The organism is Streptococcus porcorum (assembly GCF_053203725.1).
This window is the reverse complement of the sequence record NZ_JBRUDG010000003.1, coordinates 25258-47964: the sequence shown is the minus strand read 5'-3', so window position 1 is coordinate 47964 and position 22707 is coordinate 25258. Positions and strand designations below refer to the sequence as shown.

General features: G+C 38.1%; 23 protein-coding genes. 20 read left to right on the top strand and 3 right to left on the bottom strand.

Going from position 1 to position 22707, the window contains the following annotated elements; translation table 11 throughout:
* The first annotated feature begins 31 nt into the window (after positions 1-31).
* From ACVRWY_RS01360 to ACVRWY_RS01335, 6 genes are all read left to right on the top strand, one after another.
* Complete coding sequence (locus tag ACVRWY_RS01360; protein ID WP_354367375.1) at positions 32-661, top strand: Maf family protein; 630 nt, start codon at positions 32-34, stop codon at positions 659-661.
* Between the two features lie 173 nt (positions 662-834).
* Entirely contained in the window at positions 835-2064 is a 1230-nt protein-coding gene (locus ACVRWY_RS01355; protein ID WP_354367373.1) for a DUF1958 domain-containing protein, read from the top strand.
* A 97-nt stretch (positions 2065-2161) separates the two neighbouring features.
* Positions 2162-3196: a DNA polymerase III subunit delta gene (gene holA, locus ACVRWY_RS01350; RefSeq protein ID WP_354367371.1), complete on the top strand. Its 1035-nt coding sequence runs from the start codon at positions 2162-2164 to the stop codon at positions 3194-3196.
* 71 nt (positions 3197-3267) lie between these two features.
* Complete coding sequence (sodA, locus tag ACVRWY_RS01345; RefSeq protein ID WP_354367369.1) at positions 3268-3873, top strand: superoxide dismutase SodA; 606 nt, start codon at positions 3268-3270, stop codon at positions 3871-3873.
* Between the two features lie 203 nt (positions 3874-4076).
* On the top strand, positions 4077-5174 hold the full coding sequence (locus ACVRWY_RS01340) for a serine hydrolase (RefSeq protein ID WP_354367367.1): 1098 nt from the start codon (positions 4077-4079) through the stop codon (positions 5172-5174).
* A gap of 128 nt (positions 5175-5302) precedes the next feature.
* Positions 5303-5698 (top strand): DUF5684 domain-containing protein, encoded by a 396-nt coding sequence (locus ACVRWY_RS01335; RefSeq protein ID WP_354367365.1) that lies wholly within the window; start codon positions 5303-5305, stop codon positions 5696-5698.
* A gap of 46 nt (positions 5699-5744) precedes the next feature.
* Here ACVRWY_RS01335 and queA read toward each other — a convergent pair whose 3' ends face one another.
* Complete coding sequence (gene queA, locus ACVRWY_RS01330; RefSeq protein ID WP_354367363.1) at positions 5745-6773, bottom strand: tRNA preQ1(34) S-adenosylmethionine ribosyltransferase-isomerase QueA; 1029 nt, start codon at positions 6771-6773, stop codon at positions 5745-5747.
* Between the two features lie 179 nt (positions 6774-6952).
* Here queA and ACVRWY_RS01325 point away from each other — a divergent pair, with 179 nt between their 5' ends.
* The gene (locus ACVRWY_RS01325; protein ID WP_354367361.1) at positions 6953-7660 is read left to right on the top strand and encodes a glucosamine-6-phosphate deaminase; all 708 of its coding nucleotides are present in this window, start codon (positions 6953-6955) and stop codon (positions 7658-7660) included.
* A gap of 40 nt (positions 7661-7700) precedes the next feature.
* Here the strand turns inward: ACVRWY_RS01325 and ACVRWY_RS01320 are convergent, their stop codons facing one another.
* Positions 7701-8807 carry a low temperature requirement protein A gene (locus ACVRWY_RS01320; RefSeq protein WP_354367359.1) on the bottom strand — a complete coding sequence of 369 codons (1107 nt, stop codon included), beginning with the start codon at positions 8805-8807 and terminating at the stop codon, positions 7701-7703.
* Positions 8808-8870: 63 nt separating this feature from the next.
* Positions 8871-9827 carry a glutathione S-transferase family protein gene (locus ACVRWY_RS01315; RefSeq protein ID WP_354367357.1) on the bottom strand — a complete coding sequence of 319 codons (957 nt, stop codon included), beginning with the start codon at positions 9825-9827 and terminating at the stop codon, positions 8871-8873.
* Positions 9828-9917: 90 nt separating this feature from the next.
* Between ACVRWY_RS01315 and ACVRWY_RS01310 the strand changes: the two genes are divergently transcribed.
* The 13 genes from ACVRWY_RS01310 to ACVRWY_RS01250 all read left to right on the top strand — a co-directional run bounded on the left by ACVRWY_RS01310 (position 9918) and on the right by ACVRWY_RS01250 (position 22704).
* Entirely contained in the window at positions 9918-10637 is a 720-nt protein-coding gene (locus ACVRWY_RS01310; RefSeq protein ID WP_354367355.1) for a pseudouridine synthase, read from the top strand.
* Between the two features lie 30 nt (positions 10638-10667).
* Positions 10668-11612 (top strand): competence protein CoiA, encoded by a 945-nt coding sequence (locus ACVRWY_RS01305; protein WP_354367353.1) that lies wholly within the window; start codon positions 10668-10670, stop codon positions 11610-11612.
* A gap of 38 nt (positions 11613-11650) precedes the next feature.
* Entirely contained in the window at positions 11651-13450 is a 1800-nt protein-coding gene (gene pepF, locus ACVRWY_RS01300; protein ID WP_354367351.1) for an oligoendopeptidase F, read from the top strand.
* A gap of 90 nt (positions 13451-13540) precedes the next feature.
* Positions 13541-14152, top strand: coding sequence for an HAD-IA family hydrolase (locus tag ACVRWY_RS01295; RefSeq protein WP_354367349.1), 612 nt, complete (start codon positions 13541-13543; stop codon positions 14150-14152).
* A gap of 185 nt (positions 14153-14337) precedes the next feature.
* A complete protein-coding gene (locus ACVRWY_RS01290) occupies positions 14338-15498 on the top strand; it encodes an L-lactate MFS transporter (RefSeq protein WP_354367479.1) in 1161 nt (386 codons plus the stop codon).
* A 104-nt stretch (positions 15499-15602) separates the two neighbouring features.
* Complete coding sequence (locus tag ACVRWY_RS01285) at positions 15603-16310, top strand: O-methyltransferase (RefSeq protein ID WP_354367347.1); 708 nt, start codon at positions 15603-15605, stop codon at positions 16308-16310.
* A gap of 60 nt (positions 16311-16370) precedes the next feature.
* Positions 16371-17384: a peptidylprolyl isomerase PrsA gene (gene prsA / locus ACVRWY_RS01280; protein WP_354367345.1), complete on the top strand. Its 1014-nt coding sequence runs from the start codon at positions 16371-16373 to the stop codon at positions 17382-17384.
* Positions 17385-18019: 635 nt separating this feature from the next.
* Positions 18020-20638: an alanine--tRNA ligase gene (gene alaS, locus ACVRWY_RS01275; protein ID WP_354367343.1), complete on the top strand. Its 2619-nt coding sequence runs from the start codon at positions 18020-18022 to the stop codon at positions 20636-20638.
* Positions 20639-20711: 73 nt separating this feature from the next.
* Positions 20712-21164, top strand: a complete 453-nt coding sequence (locus tag ACVRWY_RS01270) for a cytidine deaminase family protein (RefSeq protein ID WP_354367341.1) — start codon at positions 20712-20714, stop codon at positions 21162-21164.
* A 185-nt stretch (positions 21165-21349) separates the two neighbouring features.
* Complete coding sequence (locus tag ACVRWY_RS01265) at positions 21350-21538, top strand: hypothetical protein (RefSeq protein ID WP_354367339.1); 189 nt, start codon at positions 21350-21352, stop codon at positions 21536-21538.
* 62 nt (positions 21539-21600) lie between these two features.
* Positions 21601-21789 (top strand): hypothetical protein, encoded by a 189-nt coding sequence (locus ACVRWY_RS01260; protein ID WP_354367337.1) that lies wholly within the window; start codon positions 21601-21603, stop codon positions 21787-21789.
* Positions 21782-21973, top strand: a complete 192-nt coding sequence (locus ACVRWY_RS01255; RefSeq protein ID WP_354367335.1) for a hypothetical protein — start codon at positions 21782-21784, stop codon at positions 21971-21973. The genes ACVRWY_RS01260 and ACVRWY_RS01255 overlap by 8 nt, the downstream gene beginning before the upstream one ends.
* 164 nt (positions 21974-22137) lie before the next feature.
* Positions 22138-22704, top strand: coding sequence for a DUF3267 domain-containing protein (locus ACVRWY_RS01250; protein WP_354367333.1), 567 nt, complete (start codon positions 22138-22140; stop codon positions 22702-22704).
* Positions 22705-22707: the final 3 nt, after the last annotated feature.

Below are 22707 nucleotides of genomic sequence, written 5' to 3'. Positions count from 1 at the left end.
GTAATAAAAGGTATAGGAAGAAGAGGAGAAGATGTCTTATTTAGTTGATTATGAAAAAAGAGGAAAAATAATACCAGCTAAACACGTTGTGCTATTAAGTCAGTCACCAAGAAGACGGCAATTATTATCTTTTTTATCTCCAGAGATTGCATCTGTTGAAGTGGATGAACGTGGTATTGAAACTACTTATATGGAGAAATTGAAACATTTGCCTTTTTTAGAGCGTGCTGCTAGGACGTGTTGTGAAATTTCTAAAGCCAAGTCAGCTGGAAAAGATGATAAGGAAACCTTGTATATTTCAGCTGATACCATGGTGGTTTTCAATGATCGCATTTATAACAAGCCTAAAAATCAAGAAGAAGCGAGAGAGATGTTTCATTCGTATTTTGGACATAAGCATCATGTGGTGACTTCGGTTTGTTTACGGACACGAGATGCTATAGAGGTATTTTATACCATAGCAGAGGTAAGTTTTGTTAAGTACTATCCTGCTCTACAACCAGTAATCGAAGATTACCTATCTTCTAAATCTCCCATGGATAAGGCTGGTGCTTATGGTTTTCAAGATTTAGATCCTCGTTTTATAGACTATGTTGCAGGTGATATTCATACTATTATTGGTTTGCCTGTGGCAGAAGTGTCTAAACGAATATATTCATAAGACACCGTTATCTAATGGTGTCTTATTTAATAATAGAAATAGTGGTTTCATTGTTATTAGATAAGGTATGAGAGCAGGGTGTAAAGAAAGGGCACTTGAATGTCGTTAATCTGAAATCTATGGTATTAAAAATTATGGTAGAATAGATAAGAAGTTAGGATGGAGGAGATGTGATGAAAAAATTAGGATTAGCCTTTATTGTAATCCTATGCGGGTTACTCATACCTGTTAGGATTCAGGCAGAGGATCTTTTGACCATGACCAAGGATGCGGGTTATAAGGTATCTAAGACAGATTTACCAAAGGCTTATATTCTTGTTGATTTGGAGACTGGTCAAATTTTAGAAGAAAACAATAGTGAGCTTAGCCGTGATCCAGCTAACTTAACAAAATTAATGACAGTTTATCTTGTATTGGAGGCTGTTGAAAATGGGCAATTGAAATTGGAGAAGAAAATTAATATCAATACCACTCTTAGCTACAGCCCTAATTATTACACTGTTGAAGACTTAGTAGCGCTAAGTTTGATTTCTTCTTCTAATGATGCCGCAATAGCTTTAGCTTCTACCCTACAGACTTTGACAGGCACTGATTTCGTTGAGAGTATGAACCAAAAAGCTAAGGATTTAGGAATGTTGCACACTAAATTTGTCAACGAAACAGGTGCTGCATCACTAAATGGAGAGACCACTCAAAGCGTCACGACAGCTAGAGATCTCGCTCTTTTAAGTTATGATATATTAACGAATTATCCAGAGGTGTTAACCTACACAGAGCAGACGACCTATACCATCCAAAAAGGGACGGCATCTGAAGAAATTCTTACCTCCTATAACCACTCACTTGAAGGCGATACAGAGGGTCTTGGGATGTCAGGGGTCAATGGTTTGATAACAGGTTCTAGTGCTAATGCTGGTTTTAATGCAATCGTAACAGCTAAACGAAATAATCGCCAGTTGATTAGTATTGTTTTAGGAGTTGGAGATTGGAATAATCAAGAAGGGGTTTATACACGTCATTATTTTGCGAATACCTTACTGGAGCATGGTTTTTCAGATTTTTCTTATCAGTTATTAGCCAAAAAAGGAGAGTATGAACTAGCTGGTCAAACTTATGACCTTAATAATAATCTGTATGGTCTGATTAAAAAAGGAGAGAGTAAACCTAAGTTAGAAGTGACAGATGGCTATCTTCACCTGAAATCTTCTAGCAGTTCTTCCTTGTTGACACCTCCAAAAGGGGTCAAAGCAACTCTTGTCAAAAAAGGTCTATTTAGCTCTAAATCTTCAACCAAAGATTATCCTTTTGTGGACATCATGTTTTATATTGGCTTACTCACGACGATAGCTGTTCTTATAGGAATGACATTTTTTGAACAACTCCGCCAGTTGATTAAAAGATAAATAGTGTTATGATGTAAAATAAAAACAGGAAATGAAGATTTTTAGGGATCCCCACTTCACTTCCTGTTTTATTTTTAGATTTGGTATAATAGATATTATGTTAGCGATTGAAAAAATAAAAAAACTAAAGCGCGATCATCTTCCACAGATTACTCTTGTCACAGGGGAGGATCTTGGTCAATTTGCGGTGATGAAACAAGCCTTACTTCAAGCTATTGCTTATGATCCTGCGGACCTCACCTATTCTTATTTTGATCTAGCAGAGACGGATTATTCTCTTATTGATATGGATTTACAGAGTTTACCTTTTTTTGCAGATCAAAAGGTGGTTATTTTAGATCACGTGTTGGATTTAACCACCCAGAAAAAGTCCTATTTAAGTGATACTGAAGCAAAACAGTTTGAAACTTATTTGGAACAACCTGTTGAGACCACGCGATTGCTGATTTTCGCGCCAGGAAAGTTAGATGGTAAGCGCCGTTTGGTCAAACTATTAAAGCGCGATGCCATGATTTTTGAAGCTGAGGCATTAAAGGAAGCTGAGTTAAAAACTTATTTTCAAAAATTAGCCCACGAAAAAGGGCTGGTGTTTGAAACAGGGGCATTTGATACGCTTTTGATAAAGTCAAACTTTGACTTTAGTGAGCTGGAAAAGAACTTGTTGTTTTTGGCATCTTACAAATCTTCTGGTCAGATTAGTCAGCAAGATATTTCAGAAGCTATTCCTAAAACGTTACAAGATAATCTTTTTGATTTGATTCATTTTGTGTTGACAAAAAAAGTAGATCAAGCAAGAGATTTAGTTAAGGATTTAGTCTTGCAAGGAGAAGATGAGGTGAAGTTGTTGTCTATTTTAATAGGACAATTTCGATTGTTTTTACAAACAAAGCTGTTGCTACAAAAAGGACAATCAGAAAATCAGATTGTAAAAGAGCTGTCTGATTATTTAGGGCGCCGTGTTAATCCTTATCAGGTACGATTTGCTATTAGAGATTCTAGGGCCTTATCTGTGGATTTTTTAAAAAAGAGTCTCTTACTTCTGATTGAAACCGACCGTGATATCAAAACAGGGCGTTTGGAAAAGGGTTATCTATTTGAGGTTGCTTTATTGAAAATCATGTCTATTCTTTAAGCAGATTGTTTGAATTCATCACTTTTTTGCGTTATGATTATGTCAGATGAAATAATGAAAGAGGTACCAACATGGCAATTATTTTACCAGATCTTCCGTATGCATATGATGCTCTAGAACCTTATATTGACGCTGAAACAATGACACTTCATCATGATAAGCACCATGCGACTTATGTGGCAAATGTCAATGCAGCACTAGAAAAACATCCAGAAATTGGTGAGGACTTAGTAGCTCTTCTTTCCGATGTTGAACAAATTCCAGCTGATATCCGCCAAGCTGTGATTAATAATGGTGGTGGTCATCTCAATCATGCACTCTTTTGGGAATTACTTTCTCCAGAAAAAACAGAGATTTCAGCAGAATTAGCAGCTGAAATTAATGCAACTTTTGGTTCTTTTGAAGCTTTCCAAGAAGCTTTTACAGCTGCTGCAACAACTCGTTTTGGATCAGGTTGGGCATGGCTTGTTGTAAATCAAGAAGGTCAACTTGAAGTGCTTTCAACGCCTAACCAGGATACACCTATTATGGATGGGAAAAAACCAATCTTGGCGCTTGATGTTTGGGAACATGCTTATTACTTAAATTACCGCAATGTTCGTCCAAATTATATCAAGGCTTTCTTTGAGATTATCAACTGGAACAAGGTTGAGGAGTTGTACCAAGCTGCTAAATAAACAGTGATAAAGTAAGCATTAGTTTGAACACAAAAACAGAGATTTACCGATATCGAGATGAGTCTCTGTTTTTTATTTTTTTGTAAAATATTTAACAAAAACTTTATCTTTTAATAAAAAACTAATGATATATTATAAAAAAGTAAATAGGGCTTGCTATTTTAGAAATAATTTTTTATAATACGAAGGTTGGGAGAATTATTGTGAGAAAAAAAGTTTTATCAATTATTTGTAAGAGTACACTCACCCTAGTGGTGACCATGGGTTCTATTAGCCAATCTTCCCTTGTTTATGCACAAGAGAAAGACACGCAGACAGTGGAGAATTGGTTGCTTCAGTTAGTGACAGGTGATTTAATCTCTGAGACCACTAAATCCATTTTTAGTGGTAAAAAGACTGATACCAGTGTGGAGAAAGAGACTGTCAAGCAGACAAATAAAAGTCAAGCAGCAAAAGATTCTGTGATGCAAGCTGATTTAGCGACGATGTCATCTTACGGTTTATACTATGACTATGCACACTTGAGTTTGGAAGATACGATTAAAGCTTATTTGGATGAGCATGGCATTCCACATTCTAGCATTGCTTTTTCTTATAAAAATACCAAGACTGGTGAAACTTTTTCAATGAATGACACACAAGTTATGACTGCGGGAAGTACTTATAAATTACCTCTTAATATGTTAGTCGTTGACGAAGTAGAAAAGGGTAATCTAAGTTTAGATGAAAAATTTGACATTACAGGAACAACTTACGAGTATGAGGGAGAGCATGATGCTTATGTTTCCGCTTTCAATGGTCAGATGACTATCCCAGACATGCAGGAATATTCTTTGGTTTATTCTGAAAATACACCAGCTTATGCTCTTGCCGAAAGATTAGGTGGTATGGATAAAGCCTACAGTATGTTCGATCGTTATGGAGAGTCAAAAGCAGAGATTAAAACCATTAGCCGGCAAAATAAGACAACTACCGACTATTATATTCAAGTCTTAAATTACCTATGGCAACATCAGAAGAAATATTCTGATATCTTATCATTTTTGGGTCAATCTTTCCCAGGAACTTATTATAAAACTTATCTGAATGATTTAACGATTTATCAAAAACCTGGATATGTTGGTGAGGCTTTAAATGTGGATGCCATTGTACTTGAAGAGGTACCTTATTTAATCGCCCTATATACAGCTGGACTAGGTGGTTCGACTGAATATAGTACAGAAATTAGTAATGAGGGACTTCTGCAAGTGGGTCAGCTAGCTTATGTGATTAATGAATGGCACCGTGTCAATATGAATTAAAGTGAACGAGACTATCAGTAATAGGAGAGATTAACCGAATCAGTGGGGTTAATCTCTTTATTTTTACTTTTTCTATTGTATTATTTAAATAATACTGATATAATAAAATTATAGAAAGGGTGATAAAAATGGAAGAGACATTTGTTAATGGATTATTTTTAGGTTTTTGGGGTGTGTCAGTAATCTTTTCATTTATCTGGTGGATTCTGACGATTATTTCAAATATTCTTCTTTTTAGTAAGGCTGGATATGCGGGTTGGAAATCAATTGTTCCAATTTATAATTTTTATATCCAACAATGTATTACTTTTGGAAAAGAAAAAGGTATTTTTGCTCTCCTATTGATCGTACCTTTGGTAGGTCAAGTTTATGGAGTTTACCTCTACTATTCTTATGCGCGTGCTTTTGGATTATCACAAGTTCAAGCGGTGCTATATATTTTCTTTGCACCATTATTTAATGTTTATATGGCTTTTAGTGATAACGTCACTTATGATGGGCCTCGTGCGTTCTTTATCGATTAATAAAAAAAGCTCCTTGATAGCCATCAGGGAGCTTTTTGAGTCATTTTTATTTTACAAACATGGCATCACCAAAACTGAAGAAGCGGTAGTGTTCCTCAACGGCATGTTTATAGGCATCTAGAGTAAATTCTCTACCGGCAAAGGCTGAAACCAGCATGACCAAAGTTGACTTTGGAAGATGAAAGTTGGTTGAAAAAGCATCAACAACTTTAAATTGGTAACCTGGTTTGATAAAGATATTGGTCCAGCCAGATTCAGCTTGTAGTTTACCTTGATACTTTTGTCCAATGGTTTCCAACGTACGAATTGAAGTCGTCCCAACTGCGATGATACGTCCTCCTTTTTCTTTGACTTGGTTTAGGGTATCAGCAGCTTCTTGAGATAAGGTGTAAAACTCAGAATGCATCTCATGCTCATCAAGATTCTCAACAGAGACTGGTCTAAAGGTGCCAAGACCGACATGAAGGGTCAGATAAACCAACTTAACCCCTTTAGCCTCAATTTTTTCAAGCAGCTCTTGAGTAAAATGCAGACCAGCGGTTGGGGCAGCCGCAGAGCCATTTTCTTTAGCATAAACGGTTTGGTACCGTTCACGATTTTCTAATTTTTCGTGAATGTAGGGAGGAAGAGGCATCTCACCTAAACTTTCTAGAACTTCAAGAAAAATACCCTTGTAGGAGAATTCGACAATACGTCCACCATGTTCTAATTCCTCAACAATAGTTGCCATCAAGCGTCCATCACCGAAAGACACTTGACTGCCAACTTTTAGGCGTTTGGCAGGCTTGGCGAGAACTTCCCATTGGTCTGCATGAAGATTTTTTAAGAGAAGCAGTTCCACATGACCATGGGTATCAGGTTTCTCACCATAAAGGCGAGCAGGAAGAACGCGCGTGTTGTTCATGACTAAAGCGTCTCCCTCATTGAGTTCATCGATAATATGGTCAAAATGGCTATCTGTCATGCTCTGCTTTTCTTTATCAATAATCAACAGTTTTGAGCTGTCCCGTTTTTCAAGTGGGGTTTGTGCAATCAGCTCATCTGGTAAGTGGAAATCAAAATCCTTAGTATTCAAAATAGTCTCCTTAGATCAAGTATTTTAGCTCATCTATTATACCATGTTCACTCTTATCCGTCAGTTTTAAATGATATGATGAGGATTTATTAATTTTCAAACCTTTTACTTGACAAAAATTGGTCTATACCATAAAATAAAACTATCAGTTATCGGTCTATACCAAATAGGAGGTTTTTATGAAAGTGATCGTTGTAAAGAGTCAACAAGAAGGTGCAGAGATTGCCTTTGACTTATTAAAAAATAAATTGGCAACTGGTGCGCAGGTTCTTGGCTTGGCGACTGGTTCTAGCCCAATCGAATTTTACAAAAACATTCGCCAGAGTGATTTAGATTTTTCTGAAGTGACATCTGTTAACTTGGACGAGTATGTTGGTTTGGATGAGGAGAGCGACCAATCCTACGCTTACTTTATGAAAGAACAACTCTTTTCTGCCAAACCGTTTAAGAAATCTTATTTACCAAATGGCTTAGCAAGTGACCTTGCAGCTGAGGTGGAACGTTATAATCACGTATTGGCAGAGCATCCAATCGATTTCCAAATTTTGGGAATTGGTCGCAATGGCCATATCGGTTTCAATGAACCAGGTGCTCCATTTGATGGTCAGACCCACTTGGTTGACTTGGCGCCGTCAACCATTGAAGCTAATGCTCGCTTCTTTGACAACTCAGAAGATGTACCAAAACAAGCTATCTCAATGGGCATCGCCAACATTATGGCAGCCAAGACCATTGTCCTCATGGCTTATGGTCAGGAAAAAGCTGACGCTATTAAGGCGACTGTGGAAGGTCCCGTGACAGAGGAAGTTCCAGCAAGTGTCCTTCAAAACCATGAGGATGTCGTCCTCATTATTGACGAAGCTGCAGCGAGTAAATTGACAAAATAAGAATTAAAAACCGACCACCTTTCTAGGCAGTCGGTTATTCTTATTCTTCTAAACTCTCTCTAACTGAGGTTCGATGGCGGTAGGTAATTCTAACCATCGTGTAAGAACTGATAGCTAATATGATAGCCATAAGAAGTAAATGATGTTGACTTATGATTAGCAGCGTAATGGTTGTTAACAAAGTGAAGGCATATTGTAACCAAACTGCCTTTCCAAGTCGATAAAGGTCTTGGTTATAACGAGTGGTCATAAGGATGCCGAGATAGTAGAGAAAGAATCCGATAAGTAGGAAAGGTAAACCAAAGCTAGCATGTTCACCATATAAGACTTCCACAGCAACGGTAAAGAAGTTAATTCCTAAAACTAAGACCATATGAGCATAAAGTAATACTGCAACATTTGTTTTCTGATGGTGATTGATATTAAGATAGGTTTGCGAAATGTAGAACATAAATGAGAAGGCCATAGCTAGGAAGAAGAAGATACCTGCTAGCAAGTGCGTTTGAATAGGATAATTCTTCAAAATAGCAATAACTGTTTCACCAAAGGTGATAATAGTAATCAGCTGGCAGCGTTCTACGATATGAGGAAAGTTCATCACATCATGGCTGAGTTTATCTTTGAACAAGTAAGAAATCACAAATGGAAGGTAGAAAACTAATAAACTTTTTTCATCGTAAGTCCAGACATTCAAAGCCATGGCAATACAAGATAGGAGAAAGACAAGAATATAAGCTCCGTACATGTATAGACTATTTTTAATATCATTAGTAAAACCGATACGTTTCCCACGTAGATAATACTGAAGTGAAATTAGCCCATAGGCTAGGCTGATAAAAATAAAAAATGGTAGAGCAGTCTGCTCAAAATCATTACTAAAGTTTAGAGATAACTGCCCTACTACAAACATAGAAGCAATGATAGTGTAAATATCTAGACCATCTCTTTCACCATACTTGTTGAGGTAGATAGTCTCATCGATCCACAAACTCATAATAATCAAGTTTGCAGTGATAAAGGTCGCTATCTCCTTAAAACCAATGTGGTCCCCATGTAGCAAGCCTGTTAGAGAAGAAGTGGCTAATACAAAGACCAAATCATAAAACAATTCGTAATTGGATACACGTTTTGCCTTAATGTCAGACATAAAAATCTCCTTTTCGTAAAAATCTGGATTATAAAAAGAGAGGCTGTCACCTCCCTTTTGACTCTAAAGTGTCCAATCCAAATCAGGTCCTACAGGAACAATGCCAGTTGGGTTGATGGTCTTGTGGCTACCATAGTAGTGCTGTTTGATATGGTCAAAGTCAACCGTCTCCGCAATACCAGCATGGTTGTAAATCCGCTTGGTATAATTCCACAGGTTTGGATAGTCAACCAAGGCCTTGATATTGCATTTGAAATGCCCAAAGTAAACAGGATCGAATCGTACTAAGGTTGTGAAAAGTCGGATATCTGCTTCTGTCAACTGGTTACCAACCAGATAGTCCTGATCTGCTAAATGTTCTTCCAGTTTATCCAAGGCAACAAAGAGATTTTTGACTTCTTTTTCGTAAACGTTTTGATTAGTTGAAAAACCTGCCTTGTAAACGCCATTGTTGATGTTTGGATAGACAAAGTCATTCATGGCATCAATCTCAGCTTGTAGGTGTTCTGGATAGTAGTCGTCATGATTGCCCGTAATATCATTAAAGGCACTGTTGAACATCCGCATGATTTCAGCAGATTCATTGCTGACGATGGTATTGGTTTTCTTATCCCAAAGGACAGGAACAGTGACGCGACCAGAATAGTGTGGATCAGCTTTCAAATAAACTTGATAAAGATAGTCGCTGTTAAAGAGGGAATCCTTGATGACGCCAGGTCCATCCGCAAAAGTCCAACCATTTTCCAACATCAAGGGATGAACGATAGAAAGTGAGATATGCTCTTCCAAGCCTTTCAATTTCCGCATAATAAGCGTTCGGCTAGCCCAAGGACAAGCCAGAGAAACGTAGAGATGGTAGCGACCCGACTCAGCCTTAAAACCACCTGTTCCTGTCGGACCCGCTTGTCCATCAGGTGTAATCCAGTTACGAAATTGTGTGACAGTACGGACAAACTTGCCACCTGTTGACTTGGTATCATACCATTTGTCCACCCATCTGCCATCTTGTAAAAGTCCCATAAGTTAACTCCTTTATTATATTACTAATTAGTATTATATCACATTTCATCCCTTAGACAAGGCTTATGTTTGTGTGTTAGAATAGAGAGTATGAGATTGGATAAATGTTTGGAAAAAGCGGGACTTGGTTCACGGAATCAAGTGAAAAGGTTGTTTAAAGCAAAACAAATTAAGGTTGATGGAAAAAGGGCAACGCGGCTTAGTCAGATTGTGGATCCAAATCTACAAGATATTACTGTTTCTGGGAAAACTATTGAGCTTGAGCCAGCCGTTTATTATCTCCTAAATAAACCAGCTGGTGTTGTCACGGCTGTCACAGATAAAAATCACCAAACAGTGATTGATTTGATAGATAAAAAAGATTTCCGTCAAGGGCTTTATCCGATTGGCCGTCTAGATCGTGATACGGAAGGTTTATTACTTCTAACCAATAATGGTCCGTTAGGTTATCGAATGCTACACCCAAAACATCATGTGAAAAAGACCTATGAGCTGGTAGTTAATGGCTTTTTAGCAGATGATGCTGTAGACTTTTTTGCAAAAGGGGTGAGATTTTTAGATGGTAGAGTTTGTCAGCCAGCAGAGTTGAAGATTGTAGAGGCTAATGTTCAAGAAAGCAGAGCCTTTATTACAATTTCAGAAGGAAAATTTCATCAAGTGAAAAAAATGTTCTTAGCTTATGGTGTAAAAGTGATTTTTTTAAAACGGGTCAGCTTTGGAGGTTTTAGGTTAGATCCGAATTTGCAAGTCGGAGCCTATCGCCCTTTAAACGATGAAGAGCAACTTCTTTTAAAGACTTATTTGGATTAATTTTCGAATAAAGTGAGTAAGGAGGAGTCTATGTTACAAGCAAGAAATCAGAAAGGACAGATGATCAACTTACTACAAGAGATTCCTGCCAAAAGGCAGGAATTTTTCTGTCCACTTTGTCAAAATCCTGTCCGCTTGCGACAAGGTGAGGTGATGCGTGCGCATTTTGCCCATGTTTCTCTTAAAAACTGTCACTTTTTTTCTGAAAATGAAAGTCAAGAACACCTTGCTTTAAAAGAAATGCTATATCAGGTTTTATTAGCTAAAGGAGAGGAGGTCGCCTTAGAAGCTCCGATTAAAGAAGTGTCACAAGTTGCAGATGTCCTTGTTAATCATCGTATTGCTCTAGAGGTTCAATGCAGTCGTCTATCCTTGAAACGATTAAAAGAACGGACACTTGCTTATCACCAAGCGGGTTACTATGTTTGTTGGCTTTTAGGGAAAGAACTTTGGTTAAAAGATAAGTTGACGTCTCTTCATCGTCATCTACTTTATTTTTCTAAAAATATGGGATTTTATCTCTGGGAGTTAGACCTTGATTTTTCTCAGATTCGATTAAAATATCTTATTCATGAGGACTTGCGTGGAAAGGTTCATTACTTGGAGAAATCTTGGAGCTTATCTGATTTTTCACTTGCTGTTTTACGCCTACCTTTTTTAAAACAGCCGTTATCTTTTTTAGAGGTAAAGGTAGATAAGGGGATTAAAACTTATATTCAGCGCCAGCTTTTTTATGGTTCAAAACGCTGGTTAAAAGAACAGGAGGCCTGTTATCTTAAAGGACAAAATCTGTTAAACCAAGACCTTAATGCTTTTTTCCCGCAAGTCAGACCTCCCTCTCTTGAGGCTGGTTTTTTGCAAGTACAAGAGCAAATCGGGTGGTATTATCAACATTTTTTGACTTATTATCAGCGTCAAAAGGAAAAACAAAGGCAAATCCTCTATCCACCAGCTTTTTATGATAAAATAAAATGATAATAATCATCCGTTTGATGCGGCTAAAGGAGGACAACATGTCAGAAAATCGCGCACATTTGAAGGAAAAGGATACTTGGGATTTAACCACTATTTTTGCGACAGATCAGGATTGGGAGCAGGCACTTGAGGATTTAGCGAGTGAATTGGAGAAGGCTGCAGACTTTGAAGGACACCTTTTAGATTCCGCGGCCTCTCTTTTGAAGATCACACAGACAGAGCTAGATGTGGAGCGTCGGTTGGAAAAACTCTATGTTTATGCTTCTATGAAAAATGATCAGGATACAACTGTTGCTAAATATCAAGAATATCAAGCTAAGGCCATGAATCTTTATGCTCAATGTAGTCAGGCTTATGCTTTTTATGAGCCAGAATTAATGGCACTAACACAAGAAAAATTGGCTGACTTTATAGCAGAAGAGCAGGAGCTTGCTCTTTATGCTCACTTTTTTGAAAAACTGCTGAGTAAAAAAGCCCATATTTTAAGCAAAGAAGCAGAAGAGCTACTAGCAGGGGCAGAAGAAATATTTAGTGCTGCAGGAGAAACCTTTGAAATCTTAGATAATGCAGATATTAGCTTTCCATATGTACCAGATGGTGAGGGTGATTTGATTGAGTTGACTCATGGCAACTACATTCGTTTGATGGAGTCTAAGGATCGTATGGTTCGTCAAGAAGCTTATGAAGCCATGTATGGTATTTATGAGCAATATCAACATACTTATGCTAAAACCCTACAAACCAATGTAAAAGTACATAACTATAAAGCTAAGGTTCGTCAATACGATTCGGCTCGTCAGGCAGCTTTATCGAGCAACCATATTCCAGAGGCGGTTTATGAGACGTTGATTGAAACTGTTAATCGCCACTTGCCTTTACTGCATCGTTATATCAAGCTACGTCAAGAGATTTTGGGACTAGATGAGCTTAAGATGTACGATGTTTATACCCCGTTAGCTGAGACGGATTATCACTTTACCTATAACGAGGCTTTGAAAAAAGCAGAACAAACCTTGTCTATTTTTGGAGAAGAGTATGCCAGTCGTGTCAAACGTGCTTTTAATGAACGGTGGATTGATGTCTATGAAAATAAAGGAAAACGTTCAGGAGCTTATTCAGGGGGATCTTATGATACTAATGCCTTTATGCTCTTAAACTGGCAAGACACCTTGGATAATCTTTTTACCTTGGTGCATGAAACAGGGCATAGCCTACATTCGACTTTTACGCGTGAAAATCAACCCTATGTTTATGGAGATTATAGTATCTTTTTAGCTGAGATTGCTTCCACAACTAATGAAAATATTTTAACCGAAACCTTGTTAAAAGAAATCAAGGATGAAAAATTACGTTTTACTATCCTCAACAATTACCTTGATGGCTTCAGAGCAACGGTCTTTCGTCAAACACAATTCGCAGAGTTTGAGGACTTGATCCATCAAGCTGATCAAGAAGGCGAGGTCTTAACAAGTGAGTATCTTAGCGAGTTGTACGCAACTTTAAATGAAAAATATTATGGTCTTTCTGCCCAAGAAAATCCCCAAATTCAGTTTGAATGGGCTAGAATTCCACATTTTTACTATAATTATTATGTTTATCAGTATGCTACTGGATTTGCAGCAGCAAGTTACCTAGCAGAAAAAATAGTTCATGGAAATGCAGAGGATAAAGAGCGCTACTTAGACTACCTAAAAGCAGGAAATTCTGATTATCCCCTTAATGTGATTAAAAAAGCGGGTGTGGATATGTTAGATGCCACGTATCTTGATGAGGCTTTTGCAGTCTTTGAAAAACGCTTGATGGAGTTAGAGACCTTAGTTGCAAAAGGGATTCGCTAAGGTTTTAAAAATGAGATTATAGGAGTGTGAGGAAGTAAAGTAAATCCCCTTATTTTCCAAACACTCCTTTTATCAAGAAAAGGAGATGCTATGCCCCTTAATTTTATTTGGGATTTGGATGGGACCCTTTTAGATTCTTATGGTGCTATTATGAAGGCACTGGAGGCAACTTATTACCATTATCAATGGGAGTTTGATGATAAAATGATTTTGGCTTTTATCCTAAACGAGTCGGTGGGGGCATTATTAAAAGATAAGGCTAGGCTTGAAAATGTAGATGAGCAAATGGTGAAAAGCTATTATTCTACTGATTTAAAAACAAGAGACCAAGAAATTCAGCTAATGTCTGGAGCGCGTGAGATTTTAGATTGGACTAAAGAGCGGGGAATAACGAATTTCATCTATACCCATAAAGGAGATAATACCTTCTCTGTTTTGAAGCAACTGGACTTGGAGTCTTATTTTACAGAAGTTGTTACAGGAGATTCAGGTTTTAAGCGCAAACCTCACCCAGAAGCTTTAGACTATTTAATCCAGACTCACCACTTGGATAAAAACAAGACCTACTACATTGGGGATCGTAAATTAGATATGGAGGCAGCATTGCAAGCAGGTATCTTTAGTTTGAATTTAAAGGAAGTTAGTCAAGGTAAAAACCAAAAAATAAAGAACTTATTAGATATTAAAAACCGAACATTCTAGTGTATTTTCCAGGAAATATAAAGGAAACGTTTTCTGGTTAAAATGATAGAGTTTTCAAATTAGGTGTGATAACCTTTATATACGAACATTTCGCGAAAGTGAAACTAAAAAAGTTCGTCAAAGGAGAAGTGGTGAAGAAAACTAATCGTTATTTAGTGGCTGCAGCAGGGGTGACTTTGCATTTGATGTTGGGTTCAACTTATGCTTGGAGTGTCTATCGTAATCCTATTATGGCTGAAACAGGATGGGATCAATCAGCGGTGGCCTTTGCTTTTAGCTTGGCAATCTTTTGCTTAGGTTTATCTGCTGCCTTTATGGGACAGTTGGTGGAAAAATTTGGTCCCAGAGTGACAGGGACCATTTCAGCTATCCTATATGCTGCTGGAAATATTTTAGCTGGTTTTGCACTAGATCACCATTCCCTTCCTCTACTTTATCTAGGGTATGGGATTTTAGGTGGCATGGGATTGGGTGCTGGCTATATTACCCCTGTATCAACCATTATCAAATGGTTTCCAGATAAGCGAGGTTTGGCAACAGGTTTAGCCATTATGGGATTTGGCTTTGCATCCTTGTTAACAAGTCCTATCGCTCAATATTTGTTATCTCATATTGGTCTAGCGAATACTTTTTATAGTTTTGGTCTACTTTATCTACTGGTCATGTTAGTGGCTGCGCAGTTTATTGTTAGACCAAGGCAGGAAGATTTAAAAGCCTTTGGAAATTATGGGCGCTCTGGAGAGAGTCAACGAGTAGTTGGCGAAGGAGTTCTAGCCAAAGAAGCTATTAGACGTCCCTCCTTTTATTTACTTTGGAGTCTTTTATTTATCAATATCAGTTGTGGTTTGGGACTTATCTCGGCTGCCTCACCGATGGCTCAAGAAATGACAGGAATGTCAGCAGAATCTGCAGCTTTGATGGTGGGAGTACTTGGTATCTTTAATGGGTTTGGTCGCTTGCTATGGGCAAGTTTATCGGATTATATTGGCCGTCCCTTGACTTTTAGTCTCTTGTTTATTGTAAATCTCTTCTTATCAGCTTTACTTTTAGTCTCGCAGATTCAACCGATTTTTATTTTTGCAATGGCGATTCTTATGACTTGTTATGGTGCAGGGTTTTCTTTACTTCCAGCTTACTTAAGTGATCTATATGGGACCAAGCAACTGGCTATTTTACATGGTTATAGTTTAACTGCTTGGGCCTTGGCGGGATTAGTAGGGCCTGTCCTTTTATCCTGGACCTTTAGTCTATCAGGAAGCTACATGACGACTCTACATGTTTTTATTGCTTTATATGCTTTAGGGCTAATTTTCTCTCTTTATTTGGGACGAAGTCTCAAAAAATAGGCAAACAAAGGCTGTTGCTCAGGCGCAGCTTTTTGTTTTGAAAAAATAACGAATAATAAGGGTAGAGGGATGAAAAAATAGCAAGAAGGTTGTATAATAAAGAAATGGTTAAATCATATAGTAAAAATGCAAATCATAATATGCGTCGTCCTGTTGTTAAAGAAGAAGTGGTTCGCTATATGCGCCACCACCTAGCACAAAATAAGGGACATTTAGAAGTTTTAGAGTCTTTTGCCAAAACAGAAAATATACCGATTATCCCACATGAAACAGTGGCTTATTTTAGATTTTTAATGCAAACTTTGAAGCCCAAAAAGATTTTAGAGATTGGGACAGCCATCGGTTTTTCAGCACTTTTGATGGCAGAGTATGCACCTGAAGCAGAAATTGTGACCATTGATCGTAATCCAGAGATGATTGGTTTTGCTAAAGAAAATTTTGCAAAGTATGACACACGTCAACAGATTCGTTTGGTAGAAGGTGATGCAGCAGAGGTTTTAGCTGATTTAGAGGCTGGTTTTGATTTTGTCTTTATGGATTCTGCAAAATCAAAGTATATTGTTTTCTTGCCTGAGATCCTAGAGCGACTAGAAGTTGGTGGTGTGGTGGTTTTAGATGACATTTTCCAAGGTGGTGATATCGCAAAACCGATTGAAGAGGTTCGACGTGGACAACGGACTATTTATAGAGGACTTCATAAACTTTTTGATGCGACCTTGGACAACCCTTCTTTGACGGCTACCTTAGTTCCTCTAGGAGATGGTTTGTTGATGCTTCGTAAAAATTCTGAACAAGTGACTTTATTAGATTAAGTCAATTTTAAGAAAATATGCTATAATAAGACAGTTAATGTAAAAAGGAGTTAAAACTAAATGAAATTAAGAAAAAAATGGGCAGCAGGTCTGGTAACGTTACTTTCTGTAACAACCTTAGCAGCGTGTAGTTCAACAGACAACGCTAATAAAGACATTGTCACAATGAAAGGTGACACAATTAAAATCACCGATTTTTACAATGAAGCTAAGACAACTTCAGCTGCTCAGATGTCTATGTTAAATTTGATTATGAGTAAAGTGTTTGAAGAGCAGTATGGTGATAAGGTTTCTGATAAAAAAGTAACAGAAGAATATAATAAGACAGCGGAATCTTATGGTGATTCCTTCTCGGCAGCACTGGCTCAAGCAGGAATGACAGTAGAATCATATAAACAACAGATTCGCACAACTATGTTAGTAGAGTATGCTGTTGAGCAAGCTGCTAAAAAAGAATTAACAACAGAAAACTATAAAGCGGCTTACACTGAATACAACCCTGAAGTAACAGCTCAAATTATCAAACTAGATAGTGAAGATAAGGCTAAGGAAGTTCTTGAAAAAGCTAAAGCAGACGGCGCAGACTTCTCTAAGCTAGCTAAAGAAAACTCAACAGATTCTGTGACTAAAGATAAGGGTGGCGAAGTTAAGTTTGACTCAGCTTCAACAGAAGTACCAGCAGATGTTATGTCAGCAGCCTTCAAGTTAAAAGAAGGTGAAGTGTCTGATGTCGTTACAGTCGTAGATACCTCAACTTATACAACAAGTTATTATATTGTGAAACTCACAAAAGCTGGTGAAAAAGATACAGATTGGAAAACTTATAAATCACAACTTAAGAAAATCATTATGAATGAAAAAACAAGTGATACCAATTTCAAAAATACTGTTATCGCAGCAGCCCTTAAAAAAGCTAACGTGAAGATTAAAGACGATGCCTTCTCATCGATCTTATCACCATATACAACAACAAGCTTATCATCAAGTAGCGCATCAAGTGCTTCATCTTCTGAAACAAGCTCATCCTCAACAGAAGCATCAAGCACAACAGAAAGCTCATCATCAGCTGAGTAAGCAGTTGACGAAAGTTTAAAAAGTCTCTATAATAGAGTGGTTGAGAATTGATTTTTCATCCCTTTACTTCAGAAAACTGGCGGTTGTTGCGAGCCAGGTAAAGCGAAAAGTCATGCTACTTAACCTTACAATTGCATCATAAAAGAGAATGACAAGTCATTGAATGAAGGTGGTACCGCGGTTTTTCGCCCTTCGTTTAGTTTCTTGTCATTTTTTGGAGAGTGTGATAAGCCACTTTAAGTGAGAAAATATTTTACCTTTAGTGGTGAAATGTTTAATCTTCACGACAGTCATAATCAGCTAGTAACTGAAATCTCCAAAGCTCTTTTTTACTTGATATCTCATGACATCGTAATCGTTGATGTCATGGAAGATTCTTTCAACTAAATTTATCATTTATGAAAGGAAAGGTTCAATTTAGCAGGTTAGTTAAATTGAACCCGCCCGAAAGGCTTACTTCTTTCTAACAACAACTTTTCAAAAATATCTAAACGAAAGGAAAGGGTATCGAGTTCATGTTGAAATGAACTCGGGTTACGGACTTTGTCAAAAAGAGAAACACTTCCTAGACGCAAGCGTCTTCGTCAAGTTTCCTATTTTGACGGTGTCCGCTTAACACCCTTAGTATCTTAATTATGAAACAATTATCATCTGCACAAATCCGCCAAATGTGGCTCGACTTTTGGAAATCAAAAGGACATTCTGTTGAGCCATCTGCTAATCTTGTACCCGTCAATGATCCAACTCTTCTTTGGATCAACTCTGGTGTGGCGACGTTGAAAAAATATTTTGATGGCTCTGTTATCCCAGACAATCCACGCATTACCAATGCTCAAAAATCCATCCGTACTAACGATATTGAAAATGTCGGAAAAACTGCTCGCCACCATACCATGTTTGAAATGCTTGGAAACTTCTCAATTGGTGATTATTTCCGTGATGAAGCGATTGAGTGGGGATTTGAACTTTTAACTAGCCCAGAATGGTTTGCTTTTCCTAAAGACAAGCTTTATATGACTTACTATCCAGATGATAAAGATTCTTACAACCGTTGGTTAGCCCTTGGGGTGGATCCTAGTCATTTGATTCCACTCGAGGAGAACTTCTGGGAAATTGGTGCGGGTCCTTCAGGTCCTGATACTGAAATTTTCTTTGACCGTGGCGAAGCTTTTGACCCAGAAAATATCGGCATTCGTTTGCTAGAAGAAGATTTGGAAAATGATCGCTACATCGAAATCTGGAATATCGTATTATCTCAGTTTAATGCTGATCCAGCTGTTCCACGTTCAGAATACAAAGAATTACCAAATAAAAATATTGATACGGGTGCTGGTTTGGAGCGTCTAGCAGCCATCTTCCAAGGGGCTAAAACCAACTTTGAAACAGACCTCTTTATGCCAATTATTCGTGAGGTAGAAAAGATTTCTGGTAAGACTTACGACCAAGATGGCGACAATATGAGCTTTAAAGTGATTGCTGACCATATCCGTGCCCTTTCCTTTGCGATTGGTGATGGCGCTCTTCCTGGAAATGAAGGGCGTGGTTATGTGCTTCGTCGTTTGCTCCGTCGTGCTTCTATGCATGGTCAAAAATTAGGCATTACAGAGCCGTTCTTGTATAAACTTGTGCCAACGGTTGGTCAAATCATGGAAAGCTACTATCCAGAAGTTCTTGAAAAACGTGATTTTATCGAAAAAATCGTTAAAAGTGAAGAAGAGTCCTTTGCACGCACTATCCATACAGGGTCACAATTTGCTGAACAATTGATGGATAAATTAACAACTGAAGGTAAGACAGTTATTGATGGGCGTGATATTTTCAAACTTTACGATACTTATGGTTTCCAAGTAGAGTTGACTGCTGAGCTGGCTGAACACCGAGGCATGACACTTGATATCGCTGGCTTTGAAGCCGCTATGAAGGAACAGCAAGACCGTGCGCGTGCTTCAGTCGTAAAAGGTGGTTCAATGGGAATGCAAAACGAAACCCTGGCAGCTATTACAGAAGCTTCAACTTTTGTTTACGAAGCAGACCAATTAGATGCGACTTTATCCGTTCTTGTGGTTGATAATAGTCGTGTAGAAAACACTAACTCAGGTCAAGCCCTTCTTGTCTTTGATCAAACACCGTTTTATGCTGAAATGGGTGGTCAAGTAGCAGACCATGGTCAAATTTTGGATGCAGAAGGTCAATTAGTGGCTCGCATCACTGATGTTCAAAAAGCCCCTAATGGACAGCCACTTCACACTGCTGAGGTTTTATCAGAGATCAAGGTGGGAGAAACTTACCATTTGGCTATTGATACAACTCGTCGTCACCGTGTGATGAAAAACCATACTGCCACACACTTGTTACATGCAGCCCTTCACAATGTGATTGGTCAACATGCGACTCAGGCAGGTTCTCTTAATGAACAAGAGTTTCTACGCTTTGACTTTACGCACTTTGAGGCAGTGACTGCAGAAGAACTTCGTCGCATCGAAGAAGAAGTGAACCAAAAGATCTGGGATGCTATTCCAGTTGTGACAGTAGAAACAGATATTGACACTGCTAAAGAAATGGGAGCAATGGCACTCTTTGGCGAAAAATATGGTAAAGAAGTTCGTGTGGTGACTATTGGTGATTACTCTGTCGAACTCTGTGGTGGTACCCATGTTGGTAATACGGCAGAAATCGGAATCTTTAAGATTTTGAAAGAAGAAGGAATCGGATCAGGAACACGACGTATTGTAGCGGTGACTAGCCGTGAAGCCTTCTTGGCTTATCGTGACGAGGAAGATGCCCTTAAAGAAGTGGCAACGACCATTAAATCTCCTCAAATCAAAGAAGTGCCAAATAAGGTGGCAAGCCTTCAAGAGCAGTTACGTGACTTACAAAAAGAAAATGCTGAGCTAAAAGAAAAAGCAGCAGCAGCAGCGGCGGGTGATGTCTTTAAAGATGTAAAAGAAGCTAATGGTGTTCGTTACATTGCTAGCCAAGTTCAAGTCTCAGATGCAGGCGCCCTCCGTACTTTTGCAGATAATTGGAAGCAAAAAGATTACTCTGATGTCCTTGTCCTTGTAGCAAGCATTGGTGAAAAAGTGAATGTCCTTGTCGCAAGTAAAACCAAAGATGTTCATGCTGGTAATCTTATCAAGGTTCTTGCCCCAATCGTATCAGGTCGCGGTGGTGGTAAGCCAGATATGGCCATGGCAGGTGGTTCTGATGCCTCTGCTATCCCAACGCTATTAAACAGTGTAGCGGAGAGCTTATAATATAATTTGTGTATATCCCTTTGTTAGAACAACTGACAAGGGATATCTTTCTATTCTAATGTGAGGAATAAGTATGGAACACATAAACGATATTTGGCAAGAGATGTATGAGAAAGCAAAACGTCACTATGATCCGCATTATGTCTCACCTTTCATTTATTCAAATCATGTCGTCGCTGCCATTGAAGCTAAAAATGGGAAAATTTATACTGGTTATTGTGTCGAGGCGACGGCTGGTGTATTTCACCTTTGTGCAGAGCGATCAGCAGCCTTTAATATGTTTCAAGATAGTGGTCAGACAGCAATAAAACGTATCATAGCATTTCGAGATCAAGCTCCCTTTGGAGAGGGGTCGGGAATGCCTTGTGGAGCTTGCCGTGAATTTTTGATGCAGCTGTCGGCTGATAATGTACAAACAGAAATCATGCTTGATTTTGATAAACGAGAAATCATCAAACTAGGAGAGCTCATGCCTTACTGGTGGGGTGCAGAGCGTATGCAAGCTGGTATCGACAATTTAGAATAATTCCTAAACTCTTTTATCCTATGGGTAAAGGAGTTTTTTGTATGAGATTTTATTGATTTTGACAATAATAATAAACTTTTTGACAATGATAGTTGTCAAAATGAATAAGAAGTGTTACAATGATATCAAGATAAAGAGATGAAAACGCATTCATCGAACAAATAAGTAGAAAGTAGGAAACAATTATGAAAAAGGCAAATACTATTCACATCGTACGATTTGTACAACTAATGGCTATCGTCTATCTGGTTTTTATCCTACTAGCAGACATCATGAAGTGGCAGCAGTTGGATACAACCCATGTCGTTCTTGCCATTTGTACCATCGCAGTGACAGATGAGCGCTTGAGGAAGCTAGCTGGCAGAAAAGAGTAAAAGGAAAAATTAGTCGAGAGTAAGTGGTGGAAAGTTATGAAAAACAATAACAATAAAAAAGAATGCTGATTACAGGAACAAGTGTTGTGCGAGGAGTGCAGGTTCTAGTTGCACTATATTTGATTTATAGTTTAGTTAAAAACATCGTATTTGGTCGGGAGATAGATACCATGCTACTCTTGATGATGACGAGTTCTTTCCTTCTTTTAGAAGTCACTCTCAGCAGAGAAAAGGAGAAGAAAAATGAATAAGATAGTTAAAAGTGGAATGAAAGTAGTCCTACTGTTTTTCGCACTCTCCTTGATAAATATTTTGGTGTTTAAAATTTTAGCCTTACTAGGATTTGACCTTAGTTTGACGGAAATGAGTTATCTTTTTCCTCCATTGATGGCGACACTGGTGTTAGCTCTTCAATTTAACAAAAAGAAGAAATAATGACAAAATCAAGAAAAAGATAGGAGATTACTTATGAAACGTAGAATTTCATCAGATATGGCAGCGATTATGATTGCAGGAGCCTGTATTATCGGCTTACTGATTGGAGTTGCTCTAGGACTATATAGTTTAGTCTAGCTTGTAGGCAAATGAGGAGTAGAAAAATGGAAGTTAGACAAAAAATATATGAAGTCAATATCATGGAAAATAAGAAATTTGTTTGGGGATTGAATATTCTTGCTGTGGTACTCATCTTTCCATTTGCCTTCGTATTTGGAATGATAGGCAGTTGGTTGATAGCTAACGGTTCGCAATACTTGGAACTGAGCGTGTCGGAGGTAGGGTTACTTTTCCCTCTCTATATTCTTTTAATAGTTGTGCACGAGGCTATCCACGGCATCTTCTTCAAAATTTTTTGTCCCAAAAATCCTGTCAAATACGGGTTTAAATGGAAATCAGGGATGGCCTATGCGACCAGTCCAGGTTCCCTCTACAATCGGATGCAAATGCTAGTAATCAGCCTGGCACTCTTTGTTGTGATTAGTTTTGGCTTGACCATGGTAGCAGGTTTTGGGATGATGAATATTACTCTTTACTTCATGCTGGCAACCATGCATGCTGCCTCTTGTGCAGGTGATTTCTACTATACCTATCTTTTGTTGTTCAGGTTTGCCAAGGGGGATATAGCTGTCGAAGACACAGAAACAGGCTTGATCATCTACCAAGCCTAGAAA